Here is a 21,295-nt window from a genome sequence, read left to right as displayed (position 1 = left end):
GGGTTAAAAATCTTTTAACTTTCAGCTCTGGACAAGCCGAATCGGCTTTGATTCATTAGGGACAGATTCGAGCGGCGGCGCTTCGAATTGACACGAGGGATATCAAGGCGGGACAATGACGAACGTGCGGCGGGCGACTGCGGGCGATGATCGACCGTATGCCAGATTTGCTGAAATGGCGGCGTTGGTTCACAGGGCGGCAGAGGGTCTGTCCTCGATCCGCAGCTTGCCCGGCCTATTGTGGCCGGTCAACAGGCTCGAAACCCTTCTCAAGAGCCTCATTCCCATTCTCATCCTTGCATTTCTGGTGGTGGTTGCCGCATCGCGCATGTTCGGCATCACTGCGGAATATAGCCGTATGGAAAGTGCCGCCCGTCAGGCGACAGCGCTATCGGCTTTGACGGCGCGTGCGGCGCTGTCCGGCGGGGAAAATCTTACCGCGACACAGGACAGAGCGACGGTCGATCGCCGGCTGAACGAGCACTTCCCGACAGGGAGCCTGGATGACGACACCGTCGTCCTCGTCGCCGGCATGAACGGCCGTATCTTCAGCGGTGTGGGCATGCATGCATCTTCCTACGTCGGAACGTCGCTAACGACGCTACTGCCTGAAATTGCCATCGTTCGCCGCTTTCCCGGCGCTCCGGGAACGATCGAAACCGATATCAACACCACACCGCATTATGCCACCATGCTGCCGCTTGGCCCCGATGGTGGCATGATTATCGCAGCGCACTCGCTAGAGCCCATGCGCACCTTCTGGCGCAGCGAAGTGGCCATGAATGTCACTCTCTTCACCGGCATTTCCGCCATCCTGCTTGTGATCCTCTATGCTTATTACATGCAGGTGAAGCGAGCCCGCACTGCCGATGAGGTTTTTGTGGAGGCCAACCTTCGCGTCGAGACCGCACTTTCACGTGGACGCTGTGGCCTCTGGGATTTCGACCTCGCGACGCGGCGCATGTTCTGGTCCACTTCGCTTTATGAAATCCTTGGCCTGCCTCCAAGGACGGAACCGCTGTCCTTCAGCGATGCGGCCCGCATGATGCATTCCGAGGACGGCAACCTCTATGAACTGGCACGCTCCGTCGGCTGCGGCGACCTGCGCCAGATCGACCAGATTTTCCGCATGCGCCACACCCATGGGCACTATGTCTGGCTGCGCGCCCGCGCGCAGGTCATTCATACGGCAAACGGTCCGCGCGTTATCGGGATCGCCATGGACGTGACCGAACAGCATCGTCTGGCGCAGCGTTACGCCGAGGCAGATCAGCGTCTTGCCGATGCGATCGAATGCACGTCGGAAGCCTTCGTCCTGTGGGACAAGAACGATCGTCTCGTCATGTGCAACACCCACTTCCAGCAGGCCTATGGTCTGCCGGACAGCGTCCTTGTGCCCGGTACGGAAAGATCGGTCGTCTACAGCGCGGCAGCTCGCCCCATCGTCGAGCGGCGTGTGGCAGACTCCGATCAATCGGGGCTGTCGCGCACGACGGAAGTGCAGCTTGCGGATGAGCGCTGGCTGCAGATTACCGAACGACGCACGCGTGATGGCGGCCTCGTTTCGGTCGGCACCGATATCACGCTCCTCAAGCGGCATCAGGATCGTCTTCGCGAATCCGAGCGGCGCCTGATGGCGACCATTGGCGACCTCTCCGCCTCCCGCCATAAGCTTGAACGACAGAAAACAGAGCTGTCAGATGCGAATGCGCTCTATCAGTCCGAAAAGGAACGTGCCGAAGCTGCCAACAAGGCGAAGTCCGAATTCCTTGCCAATATGAGCCATGAACTGCGCACACCCCTCAACGCGATCCTCGGCTTCTCCGAAATTCTGGTTGCGGAAATGTTCGGACCGGTCGGGTCGCCGAAATACAGCGAGTATGCCAGGGATATTCACGACAGCGGCAAGCATCTGCTGAACGTCATCAACGACATTCTCGACATGTCGAAGATCGAGGCAGGCCATATGCGCATCAACCGCGAAAAGGTCGATCTCGCACCACTGGTCGAGGAGACGTTGCGCCTGACAGCCATTCAGGCTGCGCAGAAGAATATCACCATTCAGCAACGCGTCTGCAAGAATATGCATATGAGCGGCGACCGCCGCGCCATGAAGCAGATCATGCTCAACCTCCTGTCCAACGCGGTAAAGTTCACCGATGATGGCGGACGCGTCGAGCTTCGGACCCATATTCACGAAGGCGGACTTATGCTGACCATTGCCGATACGGGTATCGGCATTCCGTCTACCTCGATCGAGAAGATCGGTCAGCCATTCGAACAGGTCCAGAGTCAGTATGCCAAGAGCAAGGGCGGATCAGGTCTTGGACTTGCCATCTCCCGGTCGCTGGTGAGGTTGCATGGCGGCAAGATGAAAATCCGCTCCTGTGAGGGAAAGGGCACGGTTGTGACGATCCTCATCCCGCATGTCCATACCGCGAAGGACGTTCCCTATCTGGCATATCAGGCTAGAAACAAGCTAGAGCTTCTTCGCTCGCACAGACTGAACTGATGGGCCTCTCGGTCGCGCCTCAGCGAGACCTCAAGGTGATGCGGGTTAATTCGGATGGAACACCAAGCCGGAGCGCAAAGCCTGGCCAAAGCGCCGTGCCGTTATTGACGTAAAGCTTCATGCCATCGACGTCGTAGAAGCCCGAGACAAAGCCGTTATTTGGGCGAGCAACCACACGATCAAGTCCAAGTACCATTCCGCCATGGGTATGGCCGGAAAGCTGAAGCGCAACACCCAGTGCTGCATTGTCAGCCGCCTGACGGGGTTGGTGGTCGAGCAGGACAACAGGCGCATCGACTGGTGCGCCTTTCAGCGCAGCCACCGTGTCATGCACGGGAAATGCGGTCCGTGCCGATGAGAGGTCGGTTACGCCAGCGATGACAAGTTTGGCGTTGGCACGCTCGATCACAGCATGGCTGTTTGCAAGAGTGATCATATTCAAGCGCTGATAATAGGCCATCCACTCTTCATAACCGAAGAAGTATTCATGATTTCCGGGAATGGTGTAGACGCCATCACGTGCCTTCAATTCTGCCAAGGGCGCGATATCGCTACTTCTCGCCTCCACCTTACCGTCGATCAGGTCGCCCGTTATAACGATCAGGTCGGCCTTGAGCTCATTGGTTTTTTCCACCACGGCTTGGGTCCAGAAGGCGGGAAAGAGACGACTGATGTGTAAATCCGTCAACTGGACGATCCGGTAGCCATCGAAAGCCGGATCGAGGCCCGGAACAGAAACCTCGATATCCTTCAACGGCGGCACACGAATGGCCTGGCTGACAGCGAATGCCGATAGACACAAGGCGACAGCAGCCATCCCATAACGTACAGCGGAGGGCACAATCGGAAAATGCCCCTTGAACAGCATCAAGATCAGCGACACGACATCCAACACGATCTGAAAAACTGCGAGCAGGAGCATGAAGCCGAAGAGCAGGTTGAAGCCGATAATCAAAGGCCTCGGAAACTCCGGCGAGAAGACAGAGCCGGAGGAGAGTCGGCTGAAGAGGTGATATTGAGATGCTGCGAGAAGCAGCAGCGCGAGCGCGAGCTTCAAAGGCCAGATCCAAGGCAATGGCAGGATGAAGCGGACAGCAACCACTAGCCATGGAATTCCGAAAATAAGGTGAAACATAAAGACGCTCTCGTTTTAGCTTTCGCCATAAGTGGGGGTGGCGCCTTGATCAATCCAGCCCGGCAAAATCCGTTCCAGTGCCGGGAAACTTATGTGCCCCTCTGGACCTGCGACGGATACAGAGTCGTTTCTGGACCCCTCACTCGGCTTTATGAACTGCCTTTCGCAGTGACCAGTGTGGAAAAAGTCTTGCGGACCGCTTTCGACAGCCGCTTAACCTCACCCTCCAAGGTCGCGATATCAGGGCAATCGCCAGCTCTGCACACGAGATCGACTAACCCAGAGGGGGCTTGCTTTGGATCGAAATCCGTATCGATGCAAAGCCTTATAATCTGCGATAACTCCGTGAAGAGCCGCATCGCCTCAATGCAATCGTCATGCGCCTGCGGCTCCATCGCTTGCGAGGCAATGCGTTTTAGCACGTCGAAAGTGCTCTCTCCCGGCTTGTGCAGCGGCAGATCTTTCGTGGGCGCGACCAGCGTCAGATATTGCGCAATAAACTCCAGATCGACCAGTCCGCCAGGAATGAGCTTGAAGTCCCACGGGCTTCCAGGCGGCTTTTCCTTGTCGATGAGTTGACGCATTTCATGAACGTCGGCGGCAATCGTCGCCACGTCGCGTTTGTGCGACAGGACCGAAGAGATTATCTCCATAGCATCGGAGATTAATGTGGCGTCACCGCAAATGAGGCGGGCTCTGGAGAGCGCCAGATGCTCCCAAGTCCAGGCTTCCTCGCGCTGGTACTTTTCGAATGTGGAAATACGGGTTGCCACCGGCCCCTTGTTGCCGGAGGGTCTGAGGCGCATGTCGACCTCGTAGAGCACGCCCTCGGCCGTCGGTGCAGACAGCGCCGCGATCAGCCGTTGGGTCACGCGGGTAAAGTAGCGCACTGCATCGAGTGGCTTTGCACCGTCGGACTCGGCGGCTTCGTCGTGATAATCATAAAGCAGGATGAGATCGACGTCCGAACCGGCGGTCAGCTCGAAGGAACCGAGCTTGCCCATGCCGATGACGGCGACGCGACCGCCCGGATAGACGCCATGCGCCGTCTCCATCTCCACGAGTACGGCGTTCAAAGCCGCTTCGATGACAAGATCGGCAAGGTGTGTAAAGGCGCGACCTGCCACGTCTCCGGTGATTGCGCCCGTCAGATGCCGCACACCAATGAGAAATCGCTGCTCGGCGGCGAAGATGCGCAAGCGGTCGAGGACATCCTCATAATGACGGGCCGGTGCGAGGAAACCCCTCATTCGCTGGGCGAGATAATCGCGTGTCGGTATTTCCGTCATCAGCGCGGGATCGAGCATCCCGTCGAAAACGTGCGGGCGCGCCGCAATGATCTCTGCCAGTCTCGGAGCAGACGACATGATCGTTACCAAGAGAGACAGGAGCGCTGGATTGTTGCCGAGAAGAGAAAACAGCTGGATGCCGGCAGGCAACCCGGAGAGAAAATTATCGAAGCGCAGCAGCGCTTCGTCGGCGCGCTTGCTCTCGCCGAAAGCCTTCAACAGGTCGGGTGTCAGCTCGGTCAGCCTTTCTCGCGCTTCGACCGATTGCGTTGCGCGGTAGCGACCATTGTGCCATGTGCGGATCACGCGCGACATATCTTCAGGACGTTCGAAGCCGAGCCGCTCCAGCGTCTTCAATGTGTCGGGATCATCCTTCTTACCCGTGAAAACCAGATTGCCGCTTTCGCCCGAAAGCTTGGTTTCCTGCTCAAAGAGAGCGGAGTATTTCCGCTCCACCAGCCGCAGCACCTCTTCCAGCTTTTCTGAAAATGCCTTGTTATCGGTAAAGCCCAGCATGAAGGCAATGCGCTTCAGTTCGGTTTCCGTATCGGGCAGGATATGCGCCTGCTCATCGCGAACCATCTGAATACGATGCTCGACCTCGCGGAGAAACCAATAGGCATCCGTCAGGCTGTCACGCGTCTCCGCGTCGATCCATTTTGCATCGGTCAGCGCCGCAAGCGCTTCTTCGGTCGAGCGGACACGCAAGGGCGCCATGCGCCCGCCGGCAATCAATTGCTGTGTCTGGGCGAAAAACTCGATTTCCCGGATACCACCACGTCCGAGCTTGACATTGTGACCTTTCACGGCAATCGCGCCATGGCCTTTATGCGCATGGATTTGCCGTTTGATGGAATGGATATCGGCAATCGCGGCGTAGTCGAGATATTTCCGGAACACGAAAGGGGTCAAGTCACGCAAGAAGCCCTCGCCTGCGTTGACGTCGCCGGCAACGGCTCTTGCCTTAATATAGGCCGCCCGCTCCCAGTTCTGCCCTCTTCCCTCATAGTAGAGCAGCGCCGCATCAACCGGAATGGCAAGCGGCGTCGAGCCGGGATCGGGGCGAAGGCGAAGATCGGTTCGAAACACGTAGCCGTCGGCTGTGCGCTCCTGCATGATGCGGATCAGCCGCCGCATCATGCGTCCGAAGGTTTCCAGCGCATCCAGTGGATCGGGCACAATGCCCGCCATTGGCTCGAAGAAAACGACGGCATCAATGTCGGATGAATAGTTGAGCTCGCGCGCGCCGAGCTTGCCCATGCCAAGCACGATCAGGCCGGACCCTTCACTAGGGTTCTCGGGGCTCTTCAACTTGAGCTTGCCGCTATTGTGGTTGGCAAGAAGAAGGTGGTCGATTGCCGCCGACAGCGTCGCATCGGCCATGTCGCTCAACCATCGTGTCGTATCGCGGGCGGTGAAAATGCGTCCAAGATCGGCAAGTGCGGCAATGAAGGACAGGCGACGTTTGGCAACGCGCAGTGTCGTCATCACCTCCGCCTCGGTCGGGATGGCGCCACCCTCATCCGGTCGCCAGCAATGACGGGCCTGCTCGACCAGTCTGCCGAGCGATGCCTCGACCGGCTCGGAGATGGCAAGTGTCAACAACCCCTCATCGGCGCTCGCTGCGTCGCGCAGATAAGGAGACAGGGTAAAGGCGCTGGCAATAAAATCCTTGAGCGGGCTGTCGCCAGCCATCGATTCGGCGATAGCGGGTTCGCGCTTGGCGATATCTCTTAGAGACGAGAAAACGGATTTCAGTTCGGTCTGGGTCAGCGCGCGGACCGTTCCCGGCTGCACATCGTCAAGCCGCAATCCGGCTGGTGCCGCATCTGTCATGGTTTTTCCTCCTGCATCTCACCCTTTTAGACGGGCTTTGCCTCTCCCTGAACAGCTGTGCAGTCACCGCCGTCACGGAAAGACACTAACCTTAAGGCTTCGACGCTGGAAAGACCATGGACACGGTCAGGCCGGGCGAGGTTCTATTGTCCGGATCGGTATCGAAAAGACGAAGCGCGCCCCCGTGAAGCTCCATCACCGCTTCTACCAGGGACAGGCCCAAGCCTGTACCGGGCTTTGAGCGGCTTTCGTCCAGCCGCACGAAGCGTTTGATCACCTCGCCGCGCTTTTCAGCCGGAACGCCGGGACCGGTATCGGCAACCGAAAGAACGATCCCTTCGTCACTCTGAGCAAGATGAACGGACAGGCGTTTCGGGCCATCATGCCCGCCTGCATATTTAATGGCATTGTCGATCAGATTTGTTAGCGCCTGGCCAATTAGTTCCCGATTTCCCTGCACCACAAGTCCTGGCTCAATAGCTGTGGTCAGCGTCAGACCTTCCTCTTCCGCGACCGGCTCGTAAAGCTCTGCACTGTCTTCGGCGATGGCTGAGACATCCACATCGGTCATCTCAGCGGCGATCGAGCCTGCCTCGACTCGCGAGATCATCAAAAGCGCGTTGAACGTGCGGATCAATTGATCGGATTCAGCAATGATGCCTTCAAGCGCTGCGCGACGCTTGTTTTCATCTTTATCGTCGAGCGCATCTGCCGCCTTATTGCGCAGACGCGTCAGCGGCGTCTTCAGGTCGTGCGCAATATTGTCGGAAACTTGGCGCAAGCCTTCATTGAGCTTTTCGATGCGGCCAAGCATTGCGTTCAGCGAACCAGAGAGACGATCGAACTCGTCTCCGGAACGGCCTTGCGGCAGCCTTTGCGACAGATCGCCCGCCATGATCTTCTTCGTCGCCGCGGACATGCGATCAAGCCGCTTCAGGGCGTTTTGCCCGATCGCGAACCAGATGATAAGCGCGCCGCCCCCCATGATGGCGAGGGCCACCATTAGCGCATTTCGGACCAACAACCTGAACTTCGTGGGTTCTCCCAGGTCGCGTCCGACGAGGATTCGAAGACCATTGTCGAGGACGAAGATATTGGCGGTTGCGAGGTGTTTCACGCTATCTCCGCTTTCAGAGTAGCGTTCGTAGGTGAAGGGAAAATCCGTCCAGCCTTCGCTGTCGAAAACGCCCGGCTGAACCGAGGCGACGTTACCCGCCAGGATCTCGCCATTGGGACCCGCTATCACATAAAGGCTGGCACCAGGCTGTCGGGCGCGCCGCTCCATCATCCGCAACAGCGGATTGATACCGCCGCGCTCATAAATCCGCTGGACGTCATTGACCTCCTGAAGCACGGCGTCGCGCGTCTGCTGGTTCAAAAGACGCTCGGAAAGCGCGGTGACGTAGAAAACCAAGAAAGCAGCGCAGAGCGCGAAGAGCAGAATATAAAGCGCAGACAGACGGACAGCGGTGGAGCTGAAAAGAAGGCGCAGGCGCGAAGGCATGGCTAGCCTTCATCCTTCATCATATAGCCTGCACCGCGGATCGTCTTCAGCAACGGCTTGTCAAAATCCTTCTCGATCTTCGAGCGGAGCCGCGACACGTGAACGTCGATCACGTTGGTCTGGGGATCAAAGTGATAGTCCCAGACATTTTCCAGGAGCATGGTGCGGGTCACCACCTGACCGGCATTCTTCATCAGATATTCCAGCAGGCGAAATTCACGCGGCTGAAGCAGTATTTCCTTGCCGTTGCGGCGCACGTCATGAGAGAGCCTGTCGAGTTCGAGATCGCCCACACGATAAATCATGTCCTGCTCAGGCTTGCCCTTGCGGCGGCCAAGCACTTCGATGCGGGCGAGCAGTTCATTGAAAGCGTAGGGCTTCGGCAGATAATCGTCGCCACCGGCACGAAGACCCGTCACGCGGTCATCGACCTGACCAAGCGCAGAGAGGATGAGGACTGGCGTCTCTATACCCTTCTTGCGCAACTCGGAGATGACGGAGAGTCCGTCTCGACGCGGTAGCATCCGGTCGATGACCATGACGTCGTAGACATTTTCGCAGCCCATAAACAGACCGCTTTCGCCATCGCTTGCATGATCGACAACAATACCCGCTTCACGAAACGCCTTCGTCATGTAGGCGGCAGCTTCCAGATCATCTTCAATAACAAGTATTTTCATGTGGGGAACATTAACGTCCATATCATTCAGCGCACAACCGGAAAGAGGTTCGCCCGAAACATTATGCAGATGACTTTCCATGGATTGGCTCATGAGGTCCGCCATGACGATGTCTCCTGACTGCTCGGCCTGTCACGCGTTGAAGAGGCGGGCAGTGACTTTGGCCGTGGATGGCCGACACCCGACCACCATAGCTGATCGCAAAACACCAAGACGCCGAACTCATCGGCGATGTTTTTGTTGTTCTGCGACTAAAAATGAGAGGGGCAAAACGCCCCTCTCCCGTCTTTGCTAATCAGCCCTGATCAATGTCGAGGGCGATGAAGCGGCTGCCCTGCTCGGTTTCGATCTGGAACAGAGCCTTGGTGCGACCGTCCTTCTTGGCTTGCGAAATCACCTTCTCAACATCGGCCGCGGATGCGACCTGCTGGTTGTTGACCGAGGTGATCTTTTCACCGGCCTTCAGGCCACGGGTTGCGGCATCGGAGTCCGGATCGACATCGGTGATGGCAAGGCCATTGCCATCTTCCGCAGGCGCGACCGTCAGGCCGAGGCTGGAGAGAGCCTTCTCGCTGGAGGACTGACCGCCGCGATCGTTATCGTTTTGACCCTTGGCGCCCGCAGATGCGTCATCGCTTGCAAGATCGCCGAGCGTGACACTGACAGACTGGGACTTACCATTGCGCCACAGCGACAACTCGACCTTGGTGTTGGGTGCCAGCGCACCGATCCGACGAGACAATTCACGAGCATCCTTGATCGGATCGCCATTGACCGCGGTGATGATATCACCCTGCTTGATGCCGGCCTTATCACCTGGAGAGCCCGCCTGCGGAGCGACGACCAGAGCACCCTTGGCTTCGGAGAGACCAAGCGATTCGGCTATATCCTTGCTGACGGGCTGGATCTGCACGCCGAGCCAACCACGCTCGACCTTGCCGTCCTTGATCAGATCCTGAACGACATCCTTGGCAACGGATGCGGGAATGGCGAACGCTATACCGACATTGCCGCCGGAGGGAGAGAAGATCGCGGTATTGATGCCGACCACTTCGCCGTTGAGGTTGAAGGCAGGGCCACCGGAGTTACCACGGTTCACGGCTGCGTCGATCTGCAGGTAGTCGTCATAGGGACCGGAGCCGATATCACGACCGCGGGCCGAGACGATACCAGACGTCACCGTACCGCCGAGACCAAAGGGATTACCAACGGCCACGACCCAATCACCAACGCGAATCTTGCTGTCATCGGCGAACTGCACATAGGTAAACTTGCGATTCACATCGACCTTCAGAACCGCAAGGTCGGTGCGGCTATCGCGGCCGATCAACTTGGCATCATATTCCGTACCGTCATTGAGGACCACAGTGTAGGCAGATCCATCGTCAACGACGTGGTTGTTCGTAACGATGTAGCCGTCTTCGGAAATAAAGAAACCAGAGCCCTGAGCGACAGGGCGAAGCGGGCCCTTCCCTTCACGATGGCGGTTCGGACCGCGCTTGTCTTCATTTGCACCCGGACCACCGAATTCCTTGAAGAAGCGCTTCAGCGGGTGATCGTCAGGAAGCTGGTCGAGACCGCGACCGCCGAAGGAAAAGCCGCTGCTGTCGTCAGACACCGGCTCGACATTGGATTTGACACGGACCGAAACGACCGCGGGAGAAACGGCATCAACCACATTGGCAAAGCTCGGCACCTGAGGCGCATTAACCTCGACAGGTGCTGCAAAGGAACGGGCTATCGGGCCGGCGACACCGGTGGTTAGCATCAACGCGGCAAGACCGCCAACGGCGGAAGACTTCAGAACGGTCTTCAACGAGGAGCGTCCGTTTTGCAATTGAGACATGTGATTACCTTCTCTGTTCATCTGACTGGAGACTCCGAGGGAACCGGAGTAGCGGTGGATGATGAAAGATATAGGGACTTCCACCTTACAACGAAGTGTCTGCAGAATGAAAAAATAGTAATCTTGTCAAAGCCGCCGCATCAGGTGCGCTAGGTCAGCGTTCCAGCAATTGGCGGATGCGCGCCTCTTCATCCGAGGTCAGTTTTTCACCTTCGGCGAGAGCCGCACGACGACGTGAAAAGACGAAGACCGCGACCACGCCGATCAGAAGAAGGCCGATCGGCGCACCCCACAAGACGAGCGTCCGCGCAGTGAAGCGTGGTTTCAGCAGCACGAATTCGCCGTAACGGGAGACGACATAGTTGATAACGGCCTCGTCGCTGTCGCCCTTGACCAGCCGATCCCGAACCAGAAGACGCAGATCGCGAGCAAGCTCCGCATTGCTGTCATCGATCGACTGGTTCTGGCAAACCATGCAGCGCAGTTGTGCGGTGAGGTTGCGCGCGCGCGTTTCAAGTGCGGGGTCGGACAGCACCTCGTCCGGGTTGAAGGCGAAGGCCGGAAAAGCGCTGAAGGCCAGAAGAAAGAGCAACGACACTCTCGCCAGAACCGCCGTCATTCCGCAGCCTCCAGAGCCGCGGCCTTGGCAGGTCTGGCCTTGCGATTGGGCGCGCCGACACGCAGGCGACGGTCAGACAGAGAGATGAACCCTCCAAGCATCATGAAGAGCGCCCCACCCCAGATGCAGAGAATGAAGGGCTTCCACCAGATGCGTACGACGATACCGCCGTCCTGCATGGGGTCGCCAAGAGAGACATAAAGCTGAGACAGGCCGAAGGTCATGATACCGGCTTCGGTCGTCGGCATCCGGCGTGCGGTGTAAAGTCGTTTGGAAGACCAGACATCCGCGACTTTCGCACCGGCCTTGCGAGCGGTGAAGTGACCTCGATCTTCGCTATAGTTCGGACCGACAAAGTGACGAATTCCGTCAAAGGTCAGGCTGTAGCCGCCAGCTTCCACCGCCATGCCATGCTTCATCTCGACGACGGTTTCGGTCTCAAAGGTGGTTACGGTCACAATACCAAGCACCGTAATCCCAAGACCCATATGCGCCAGCGCCGTTCCGAAAGTCGAACGCGGCAGACCCTTCAGTCGGCGCAAAGCGATGCTAAGGGCCAGCTTGCCAAAGTTTGCACGATACCAGAGATCGGCAAGTGCGCCGAAGATCAGCCAGAAGCCTGCGGCAATACCGAGTGCGGCCAGCACCGGCCCGCCATTTTCGATATACCAGAGCGCCAGCCCGGCAAGAGCGGCCAGAGCCGCTGCTACGTAGAGCCGCTGGAAGGCGCCAAGAAGGTCGCCCCGCTTCCAGGCCAACATGGGGCCGAAAGGCGTGACGATCAGGACCGGGATCATCAACAGGCCAAACGTGATATTGAAGAAGGGCGCACCAACGGAGATTTTTTCGCCTGTCAGCGTCTCGAGAACCAGCGGATAGAGCGTGCCGGTCAGCACCGTGGCGGTGGAGACCGTCAGGATCAGGTTGTTGAGAACGAGCGCACCTTCTCGCGAAATCGGCGCGAAAAGACCGCCCGCCTTCAGCGTCGGGGCGCGCCATGCGAAGAGCGAGAAAGCACCGCCGATAAACATCGTCAGGATGCAGAGAATAAAAATACCGCGGCTCGGATCGGTGGCGAAGGCGTGGACAGAGGTCAATACGCCCGAGCGAACAAGGAAGGTGCCAAGCAGCGACAGCGAAAAGGTCATGATCGCAAGCAGCACGGTCCAGATTTTCAGCGCCTCGCGCTTTTCCATGACGAGCGCCGAATGCAAGAGCGCGGTTCCCGCAAGCCAGGGCATGAAGGAGGCGTTTTCGACAGGGTCCCAGAACCACCAGCCGCCCCAGCCGAGTTCGTAGTAGGCCCAGTAAGAGCCCATGGCGATACCGGCGGTCAGAAAGGTCCAGGCAGCAAGGGTCCATGGCCGCACCCAACGCGCCCATGCGGCATCGATGCGCCCTTCCATCAAGGCAGCGACCGCAAAGGAGAAGCAGACGGAAAAGCCCACATAGCCCAGATAAAGCAACGGTGGATGGATGGCGAGACCGAGATCCTGAAGGATGGGGTTCAGATCCTGCCCTTCAGCCGGCACCGGGTCGAGGCGCAGAAAAGGGTTGGACGTCAGAAGGATGAACAACAAGAAAGCCGTACTGATCCAAGCCTGTACCGAAAGCACATTGGCCTTCAGCGTTTCGGGAAGGTTGCGACCATAGACGGCGACGAGCGCGCTGAAAAACACCAGAATCAGCAGCCACAAGAGCATCGAGCCCTCATGGTTTCCCCATACGCCAGTAAGCTTGTAGATCATCGGCATCAGGGAATGCGAGTTCTCGAAGACGTTTTTCAGCGAAAAGTCGGAAATGGCGTAGGCGCGCGTCAGGGCGGCAAAGCTCAAGCCGACCAGAAGGAACATCAGTAGTGAACCGACGGAGGCAACGTCCATCAGCGCGCGATCGTAACGGCGCACGCCGATGACGGGAAGAATCGAAACGACCAAGGACACCGCAAGTGCGAGGATCAGACAGTAATGGCCGATTTCGGTAATCATTTGGTCGCCCCAGTCTTGTTGCCCTCTTCAGTATGCTGCCAGAGACCCTTGTCCTTCAGCCGATCGGCAACTTCTTTCGGCATGTAGTTCTCGTCATGCTTAGCCAGTACGCTGTCGGCCATGAAGGCATGAGTTGCGGCATCGAACACACCTTCCGTTACAACGCCTTGGCCTTCGCGAAAGAGGTCTGGCAGAATACCCGTATAGCTGACCGGGACGCTTCCCGTTCCATCCGTCACGGTGAAGCCCACCGTGCGGCCTTCGCCGCGTTTCACCGAACCTTCGGCAACCAGCCCACCGAGACGGATGCGGGTTCCGGGAGCGACAGCATTCTTTTGAAGATCGGCAGGCATGTAGAAGTAAGCGATGGACTGACCAAAGGCAAACATCACAAGAAACACGGCAAGCATGATGAAGCTCACGCCCCCGCCGATAATGGCCAATCGTTTCTGCTTGCGTGTCATTGGGTCGCTCCATCGGCATTAATACCGAGCTGCTGTGCCAGCGCCAGAAGCTTCTTGCCCTGCTCACCACCGGGCGGGAAAGCTTTCAGGCCGTTGCGCAGCGCTTCCTTCGCCTTGTCTTCATTATTCAGCATGGCATAGGAGCGCACGAGCCGCATCCAGCCCTCGAAATTATCGGGCTGTTGTCTAAGCTTGCCATCCAAGCTTTCCACCATGCCGGAGATCATCGCCTGGCGATCCTCGGGCGACATGGTATTGGCCGCCTCGATATCCTCTGCCGTCGGGTTTGCGGGCGCTTCAGGCTTTTGCGCGGCAGCAATTGCAGCATCGCCGCCCGTTGCCTTCAAATGAGCCTCAACCAGCGCAATCCACGGCGCACCTGCCGGAGATGTCTGCAGGATTTCGGCAAAGGCATCGCGTGCTTCATCCATCTTGCCAGCCTGCTCCAACGCCAGCGCCAGATAGAACTGCGCCCGAGGATTGCCCGGACGCATCCTCTCCGCATCGGCAAAGGCAGACTGCGCCTCGTCGGTGACGATGCCCTGACTGGACGTCACCAGCGTTTCGCCGAGGCCGGTCAGTCGCTGCGCATTTTCCCCCAGAATGCGGATCGCATTCCGGTAGGCCATTTCGGCATCGGCAAATCGCATCGTCTTGAAGTAGATCGGTGCCAGCACGTCCCATCCAGCACCATCCTGCGGGTTTTGCGCCAGGTGCCGTTCAGCCTTGGCGATCAAAAGGTTCATATCGTTGCCGGGGTTTTCCAGGCGTGCTTCCAGCGGCATGTCCGGGCGGTTCGGACTGCCCATCCACAAGTATAGACAGAGGCCTGTGAGCGGTATCAGCGCGGTGACAATGGTCGCAATCACATTGTGGCGGCGTGCTGTCGAAGCGCCATCGGGCTGGTTTGGTCCAGAAGCAGCGGCCAGTAGCCGGCGTCCAATCTCAGCCCGCGCATAATCTGCCTCCGTTTCGCCAATCAGGCCGGACGCACGCTCTCGCTCAAGTTCCGCCAACTGATCGCGATAGACAGCAACCTCGCCCTGCCGATCGGCAATGGCGGCCTGCCTGCTGCGCATCAGCGGATGGGTGAGAACGATGGCGACAGCCGCCGTCAGTATGGCAACGAGAATCCAGAACATTCCCAATCAACTACTCGAATGCGCGTTGCTTTTAAACATGTCGCAACAGGATGACACGAATTTGAGGCCATCGGCCGCGCGACTTTCTCTCATAGGAAGACCTACGCCTTCCTTGACGCAAGTCAAATGGAAGAATGTCGATCACGAGGAGGATTGGCCAAAACCATGACGGGAGTGGCACTATGCCATTTCAAAGCGGCGCCGGACGTTTCGCCACGTCCTCAAGTCAGCGGCGTCCAAGTTCCGTCTGCGTTACGACACGCTGCACCACGCACCTTCGCTTCGCGGCCATTATCCGTAATGGTATGGGAGTATTGACGGCAATTCTGATTGCCCACTTGATAGGGCGCATTCGCGACGACTTCACCCTTGGCGCTGCCGCTCCAGGTCACGGCCTGCCCGCCGGGCGCTGTTTCAAGAGCGCGATATTCCGCTTCCAAGGCCTTGTTGTAATCGCCTCTGCTCAATTGAATTCCACTGCGCGACACGATCCCGCCCTGAAGGCTGGAAATGTAGGAAACGGACGCAGAGGAACCTCCGCCGAAGAGACCCGTGCCGCTTGCACCGCCGCGGGTATTGGATGTTGCGCAGGAGCTCAAGACGGAAACGACGACCAGCGACAGCACGGCAGACCCTGCCGCGCGAGCCCTTGCTGACCTCATACCTGAACTGAACTTCGCTTCGATCAAAATACCACTCCTTGACAACTCGACGCATGAACCTGTCGGTCACGGCACAGAACCACGCCTGGTCAGGCAGGTTTTAACGTTCTTTCAGTTTGAATTAATTGCCTTTTCCCATGCCTTAAGCAAGTTCTTTCGAAAGGCCCGGCAAAAGCAGCGCGGCCTTCAATCCGCCGAGTTCGCTTCGCGACAAGGCAAACTTGCCGTGATATTCGGAAACTACCTCGCTGACGATGGAAAGGCCAAGGCCTGTACCGGGTCGGCTTTCATCGAGCCTTCTGCCACGCTTGAGCGCTTCGGTAATCTGGTCGGGCTCAAGACCGGGACCATCATCTTCGACCGTCAGTTCTACCCAGGCGCGACGGGTAATGTCCGGATCGGATGATGTGTGGCTTCCGGTCGTCATACGCACGACGACGCGCTTGTTGGCAAACCGTGCCGCATTTTCGAGAAGATTGCCGACGACTTCTTCCAGATCCTGCTGCTCCATGGCGAGAAGGACACCGGGCTGGTGAAGATCGAGTTCGAATATTTTATCGGGATTGAGACGCCGCATCACACGGATCAGACGCTCCAGCGCCGGCTCTGCTTCGGCGCGCGCCAGGATCGAGCCACGCTGTGCGGCGATGCGGGCTCGCGAAAGATAGGACTGAACCTGCGCCTGCATGGCATCGGCTTGCGCTCGCACCAGATCGCCATGCTGGCTGTCCAGCGTGCGCGCCTCGTTCAACAAGACTGCAATCGGCGTCTTCAATGAATGCGCGAGATTGCCGACCTGCATGCGCGCGCGCTCGACGATACGCCGGTTGCTTTCGATCAGCGCATTGACCTCATGGGCGAGTGGCTGAATTTCCCGGGGGAACTCACCCTCGAGCCGCTCCGCCTCGCCACCGCGTATCTTGCCGAGCGCCACGCGCGCGTGGTCCAGCGGGCGGAGACTATAGAGGATGGCAAGGCCATTAACGACGAGACTGCCGACGCCGAAGACGGCGAGCGCCAGATAAAGGCTATTGGAAAAATCCCGCACGTCGTCTTCCACGACGTTCAGATTGCCGGTCACGCGAAACCGCGCCGCTCTGCCCTCTCCGTCCAGCACGACTTCGGTTTCGGCCACCTGAATGCGATTTCCGGCTTGATCCGTCAGCGTGTAATAGCGCTCGTAGCGGTTATCGAAAGGGACATCGAGAATGCTGGGAACGGCAAGCTTGGACACACCCAGCGAAGAAGAGACCAACTGTGCTGTCTGAAAGTTGCCGAGGGGTTCAACAACCCAGTACCAGCCGGTGTCGGGCTGGGAGAAACGCAGATCGCCAAGCTGCGGGCTTCCGGCAAGCGTGTTGTCATTAGAAATCGTCACGGAATTGATGACGTTGTAAAGCTGGGCGCGCAACAAATCGGTAAAGCTACGCTCGACGCCCTGGCGATAGAGCGTCGAAATCACCACTGCGATCACCACCAGCGCCAGCACGGACCATGCCGACGCCAGCAACAGAACGCGGGCGGTGAGTGAATTACTTCGCATCTTGCGGCGCTTGCATCCGGTAGCCGAGGCCACGAATGGTCTCGATCAGATCGACCCCGAGCTTCTTGCGCAGTCGACCAACAAAGACTTCGATCGTGTTGGAATCCCGATCGAAATCCTGATCGTACATATGTTCGACAAGTTCGGTTCGCGATACGACCTCACCCATGTGATGCATGAGATAAGACAGCAGACGGAATTCGTGGGAGGTAAGCTTCAAGGTCACTCCGTTGACCGTTGCCTTGGAGGACTTAGTATCCAGCCTCACAGGGCCACAGACAATCTCGGAGGATGCATGGCCAGCGGCGCGGCGAATCAAAGCGCGCACACGGGCCAGCACTTCCTCCACATGGAAAGGCTTTGTCACGTAATCGTCCGCGCCCGCGTCTATACCGGCGACCTTATCGCTCCAGCGGTCACGTGCTGTCAGGATCAGAACAGGCATCGACTTGCCGGACGAACGCCATTTTTCGACGACGGTGATGCCGTCCATCTGCGGCAGGCCGATATCGAGGACGATTGCGTCATAGGGCTCCGTATCGCCGAGATAATGCCCTTCCTCGCCATCGAAAGCCTGATCGACCACATACCCCGCCTCTTTCAGCGCGTCGGTCAATTGACGGTTCAGGTTGGTATCGTCCTCGACCACGAGAATGCGCATCGTCTGCCCCTTTTTCAGTCCAACCGGCCGCGGGCCGGCATTCGAAACATGTCTACAGGAGATGTACGGAGATTTAGGCCGGGATTCAACTACATAGGTACGCGCATGGTCACCTTGCGCGGACGTTCGCCATTGCCCTGCACCAGCACCGTGACCACGCAGGACTGACCATCGCCGGACGGATAGACGGAAAGAAGCTGACCGCCAGTTTCACGGACGACGCGGGAAACAGCGCCGGTACAATCGCTGGCAACGCGCACGATCGGCGCTTCGACGGCACCGGCCCGCAAATCCACTTGCGGCGCGGGGAAGCCGGATAGTCCAGCCGCAAGCGTCGCAATGATGAGAGGAGATGCCATTTGCAAAAACTTCCACAAAAAGTCGGATGCACGTCAAATAGTTTGTTGCGGCAATATTTAGCTCAAAGCGCCTGAATGGCAAATGAATGTGGTCTTTTGCTGCGGTTCAAGCTGGGGACGGCCGCAGCTTTACAATGGCAAACCGCGCATCGGTCGGTCAGAAATGGATGGCGAGAGTGACGCATCCGCTCCACTGGCTTCTAGCCCCGTTTCCGACGCGCTTTGCCCCTTCCTTGAATCTTTCGAATCGTTTGAACGAAAAATCTGCCGAGCAGCTTTCGGCCGTTAAGGCGACGATTGAGGAAAGCGAAAGGCTTGTCTCACCCGCCTAGATGATTGGCGCCTTGACGGCTTTGTCGGCGTCGAAGTCCGCGGCAACCCGAGTATCGCGCAGCGGTTTCACGGTGTTGGTGGAAAGCTCGTAGGCGGGGTCGGCCTTATAAGCAGCCAGTGCATTTTCACTTTCGAATTCGCCATAGACGATGAAATCCACCGAATTCCCCCACTGATCTTTTTTGACGTTCTCGCCAATCTCCAGTTTCGAGGCATGCGAGATCGCAGTCAGGCCGGACAGGCCCTTGCGCACGGCATCACGGTTAGCTTCCGGTACAGTGAAGAAGACGATGTGGCGGATCATGAATGTGCACCTGTCATTGAACACGTCGCGACAAATTTAAAGGGACCGCCTATCACCCTGTGGCGACGCGTTCAATCCGCTAGCCAGCGACTAACCACGCGTGCTCATCAAAATGATGTGCCGATGCGGTTGTCAGGACCGCAAGGCAGGCGCCTCTGCCGCTTTTTAGAGTGTTTAAGCGGGCACATAGCACTTTGATATGCGGAAGAATCATCGTCTGCAAAAGCTCATGAAGCGCCCGGAAAATGCAACTGCAGGCAAGTGACGGATTTGTCCCCGCTCGGAGCGCCACACTTAAATCGATTTGAAAAAATCTTAATCGATTTTAATAGCTACGAACCGATTTAAGGAAAAATTTTTGCTTGAATCCCGGAACCTCTCACCCTCTTACTTGGTTTCAGAGCCCGCAAATGGAGCTGCATCAACCAGTCAGGAGGAATGCCATGACAGCGACAATTCCCCAAAATATTTACGACCGCCTCGAGAGCGAGTGGCGGCAGATGCGCGAAGGCGGAAGTCAGCCAAAGCCTTCACAGTCTCCAAAGAAGTGATTGCCGCATACACGCCATGATGGCGGTTTCCCGGCATGTGAGAACAGCCCGTGATGTGACGAAGTCCATCGCGGGCTTTTTTTACTCTGTGATTTCTTTCCTAGCTGCAAAGCCCGAACTGGATTGACCATCGCGCAGTCGCGATGCTTCAGTTCAATCTAGAACGCTCAGCCAGAATCATGGGAGGAGTCGCTGCTTGCGATGGATCAGGCGCTTTCTCGGACCGCTCTCCAGCACTGGTGTCGTTTTTGGCACGCTGCTGTTCTGCGCGTCGCTCACCCCTTCGCTTCTGCCACGTACCTTCATCATGCAGGGCGTGCTTTGCGGATTTTCCTTTGCGATCGGGTACCTGATCGGCATACTGCTGAAGACGATTTACGTCTATCTTGAGTTGCCGCAACCCTCCAGGCATGATCGGCGCGGCATCCGCTTTGTCTTGTCGCTTGCCGCTATCGTTTCCGCAATCGGTTTTCTCTGGCAGGCGGGGCGTTGGCAAAACTCCATCCGTCTACTGATGGAAATGAGCCCGCTGGACACCAGTCACCCCATCAGAACCGGAGCGGTCGCGGTGGCCGTTGCCGCTATTCTGATTGGCTTCGGGCGGCTTTTCCAACTGGTGCGCCTATTGCTAGCGCTGCGCAGTCGACGCTTTCTTCCGCGCAGGCTGGCCAATGTCGTAAGCGCGATTGCGGCAATAGTGCTCGCCTGGATGGTGCTGAACGGCCTGATTTTCGATATCGGACTGCGCTTTGCCGATAGCTCGCTGAAGCAGGTGGACAGCCTTATCGAGCCCGACGTCCCCAAGCCGACCGACCAGCTGAAAACCGGCAGCGATGGCTCGTTGATGACGTGGCAGTCTCTCGGCCGTCGCGGACGGGAGTTTGTTGCCACCGGCCCCACTGCGCAGCAGATCTCCAGCTTCACGGGCCGTCCCGCTCTTGAGCCGATCAGGGTCTATGCCGGCCTCAATTCGGCAGATACGCCGGCAGAACGGGCAAAGCTTGCGCTTGACGAGTTGAAACGAACAGGCGCGTTTCAGCGTCAAACGCTGCTCGTCGTGGTACCGACCGGCACGGGCTGGATCGATCCGGAAGCTCTGGATACGGTCGAGTATCTGCACAATGGCGACATAGCCAGCGTTGCGGTCCAATATTCCTATCTGTCCAGCTGGATCGCCCTTCTGACGGAGCCGGATTATGGGGTCGAGACGGCGCGAGCTCTTTTCGAAGAGGTCTATGGCTATTGGACGACGCTGCCCAAGGACACGCGGCCAAAGCTCTATCTTCACGGGCTTAGCCTTGGTGCGTTGAACAGCCAGAAATCGTCAGATCTTTATGATGTGCTGGCGGATCCGTTTCAGGGCGCGCTGTGGAGCGGGCCACCATTCGCAAGTCCTACATGGCGCATGGCGACCAATGGGCGCGTCGATGGAACACCCCAATGGCTGCCTCGATTCCGAGATTCGTCCGTCATTCGCTTCGCCGATCAGTATCAAACTGCCAAAATGCCGAATGCGTCCTGGGGGCCCATGCGGATCGTGTATCTGCAATATGCCAGCGACCCGATCACGTTCTTTGAGACGTCATCCCTGTGTAGGCGTCCCGAGTGGATGAACCAGCCTCGAGGGCGCGATATCTCCTCATCGTTCCGCTGGTTTCCGCTCGTCACCTTTCTGCAGTTGACGCTTGACGTGGCCGCAGCGACGACCGCTCCGATCGGCTACGGTCACGTCTATGCGCCGGAACATTACATCGATGCATGGATGGAGGTGACCACTCCGCAGGGCTGGAGCGAGGACGAGCTTCAGCGGCTGAAGATGTTCTTCAAGGCTCGGCGCGGAAGTCTCGATCAGGCGTGAGGCGATCGT

The 21,295-nt window shown here is 57.9% G+C and carries 16 protein-coding genes; 2 read left to right on the top strand and 14 right to left on the bottom strand.

The annotated features are described in order from the left end of the window. Positions 1-115 precede the first annotated feature (115 nt). Positions 116-2,512: a PAS domain-containing sensor histidine kinase gene (locus tag ACQZ5M_RS16640; RefSeq protein WP_449080317.1), complete on the top strand. Its 2,397-nt coding sequence runs from the start codon at positions 116-118 to the stop codon at positions 2,510-2,512. Positions 2,513-2,531: 19 nt separating this feature from the next. On the opposite strand, the gene ACQZ5M_RS16635 is transcribed toward ACQZ5M_RS16640, so the two are convergent. The 14 genes from ACQZ5M_RS16635 to ACQZ5M_RS16570 all read right to left on the bottom strand — a co-directional run bounded on the left by ACQZ5M_RS16635 (position 2,532) and on the right by ACQZ5M_RS16570 (position 18,877). Further along, positions 2,532-3,647 (bottom strand): metallophosphoesterase, encoded by a 1,116-nt coding sequence (locus ACQZ5M_RS16635; protein WP_449080316.1) that lies wholly within the window; start codon positions 3,645-3,647, stop codon positions 2,532-2,534. A 149-nt stretch (positions 3,648-3,796) separates the two neighbouring features. Then, positions 3,797-6,772: a bifunctional [glutamine synthetase] adenylyltransferase/[glutamine synthetase]-adenylyl-L-tyrosine phosphorylase gene (locus ACQZ5M_RS16630; protein ID WP_449080315.1), complete on the bottom strand. Its 2,976-nt coding sequence runs from the start codon at positions 6,770-6,772 to the stop codon at positions 3,797-3,799. 91 nt (positions 6,773-6,863) lie between these two features. Continuing rightward, positions 6,864-8,276, bottom strand: a complete 1,413-nt coding sequence (locus ACQZ5M_RS16625) for a sensor histidine kinase (RefSeq protein ID WP_449080314.1) — start codon at positions 8,274-8,276, stop codon at positions 6,864-6,866. A 2-nt stretch (positions 8,277-8,278) separates the two neighbouring features. Beyond that, positions 8,279-8,977: a response regulator transcription factor gene (locus tag ACQZ5M_RS16620; RefSeq protein ID WP_449080350.1), complete on the bottom strand. Its 699-nt coding sequence runs from the start codon at positions 8,975-8,977 to the stop codon at positions 8,279-8,281. Between the two features lie 274 nt (positions 8,978-9,251). Next, positions 9,252-10,802, bottom strand: a complete 1,551-nt coding sequence (locus ACQZ5M_RS16615) for a Do family serine endopeptidase (RefSeq protein ID WP_296036970.1) — start codon at positions 10,800-10,802, stop codon at positions 9,252-9,254. A 154-nt stretch (positions 10,803-10,956) separates the two neighbouring features. Next, entirely contained in the window at positions 10,957-11,421 is a 465-nt protein-coding gene (locus tag ACQZ5M_RS16610; protein ID WP_449080313.1) for a cytochrome c-type biogenesis protein, read from the bottom strand. Then, positions 11,418-13,409, bottom strand: a complete 1,992-nt coding sequence (locus tag ACQZ5M_RS16605; protein WP_449080312.1) for a heme lyase CcmF/NrfE family subunit — start codon at positions 13,407-13,409, stop codon at positions 11,418-11,420. Before ACQZ5M_RS16605 ends, ACQZ5M_RS16610 begins: the two co-directional genes overlap by 4 nt. Then, on the bottom strand, positions 13,406-13,873 hold the full coding sequence (ccmE, locus tag ACQZ5M_RS16600; protein ID WP_296103883.1) for a cytochrome c maturation protein CcmE: 468 nt from the start codon (positions 13,871-13,873) through the stop codon (positions 13,406-13,408). Before ccmE ends, ACQZ5M_RS16605 begins: the two co-directional genes overlap by 4 nt. Beyond that, the gene (ccmI, locus tag ACQZ5M_RS16595; RefSeq protein ID WP_449080311.1) at positions 13,870-15,015 is read right to left on the bottom strand and encodes a c-type cytochrome biogenesis protein CcmI; all 1,146 of its coding nucleotides are present in this window, start codon (positions 15,013-15,015) and stop codon (positions 13,870-13,872) included. The genes ccmE and ccmI overlap by 4 nt, the downstream gene beginning before the upstream one ends. Positions 15,016-15,236: 221 nt before the next feature. Next, on the bottom strand, positions 15,237-15,677 hold the full coding sequence (locus ACQZ5M_RS16590) for a hypothetical protein (protein ID WP_449080349.1): 441 nt from the start codon (positions 15,675-15,677) through the stop codon (positions 15,237-15,239). A 142-nt stretch (positions 15,678-15,819) separates the two neighbouring features. Then, a complete protein-coding gene (locus ACQZ5M_RS16585; protein WP_296100843.1) occupies positions 15,820-17,220 on the bottom strand; it encodes an ATP-binding protein in 1,401 nt (466 codons plus the stop codon). Further along, the gene (locus ACQZ5M_RS16580) at positions 17,210-17,881 is read right to left on the bottom strand and encodes a response regulator transcription factor (protein WP_296036985.1); all 672 of its coding nucleotides are present in this window, start codon (positions 17,879-17,881) and stop codon (positions 17,210-17,212) included. Before ACQZ5M_RS16580 ends, ACQZ5M_RS16585 begins: the two co-directional genes overlap by 11 nt. A gap of 89 nt (positions 17,882-17,970) precedes the next feature. After that, a complete protein-coding gene (locus ACQZ5M_RS16575) occupies positions 17,971-18,240 on the bottom strand; it encodes a hypothetical protein (RefSeq protein WP_296015535.1) in 270 nt (89 codons plus the stop codon). A 328-nt stretch (positions 18,241-18,568) separates the two neighbouring features. Continuing rightward, positions 18,569-18,877, bottom strand: a complete 309-nt coding sequence (locus tag ACQZ5M_RS16570) for a Dabb family protein (RefSeq protein ID WP_296015537.1) — start codon at positions 18,875-18,877, stop codon at positions 18,569-18,571. 747 nt (positions 18,878-19,624) lie between these two features. Between ACQZ5M_RS16570 and ACQZ5M_RS16565 the strand changes: the two genes are divergently transcribed. Next, entirely contained in the window at positions 19,625-21,286 is a 1,662-nt protein-coding gene (locus ACQZ5M_RS16565; protein ID WP_449080310.1) for an alpha/beta hydrolase, read from the top strand. The last annotated feature ends 9 nt before the right edge of the window (positions 21,287-21,295 follow it).

Source organism: Rhizobium sp. 22-785-1 (assembly GCF_053521965.1).
The sequence above is the reverse complement of the archived record's forward strand: the minus strand, read 5'-3'. Positions and strand labels throughout refer to the sequence as shown.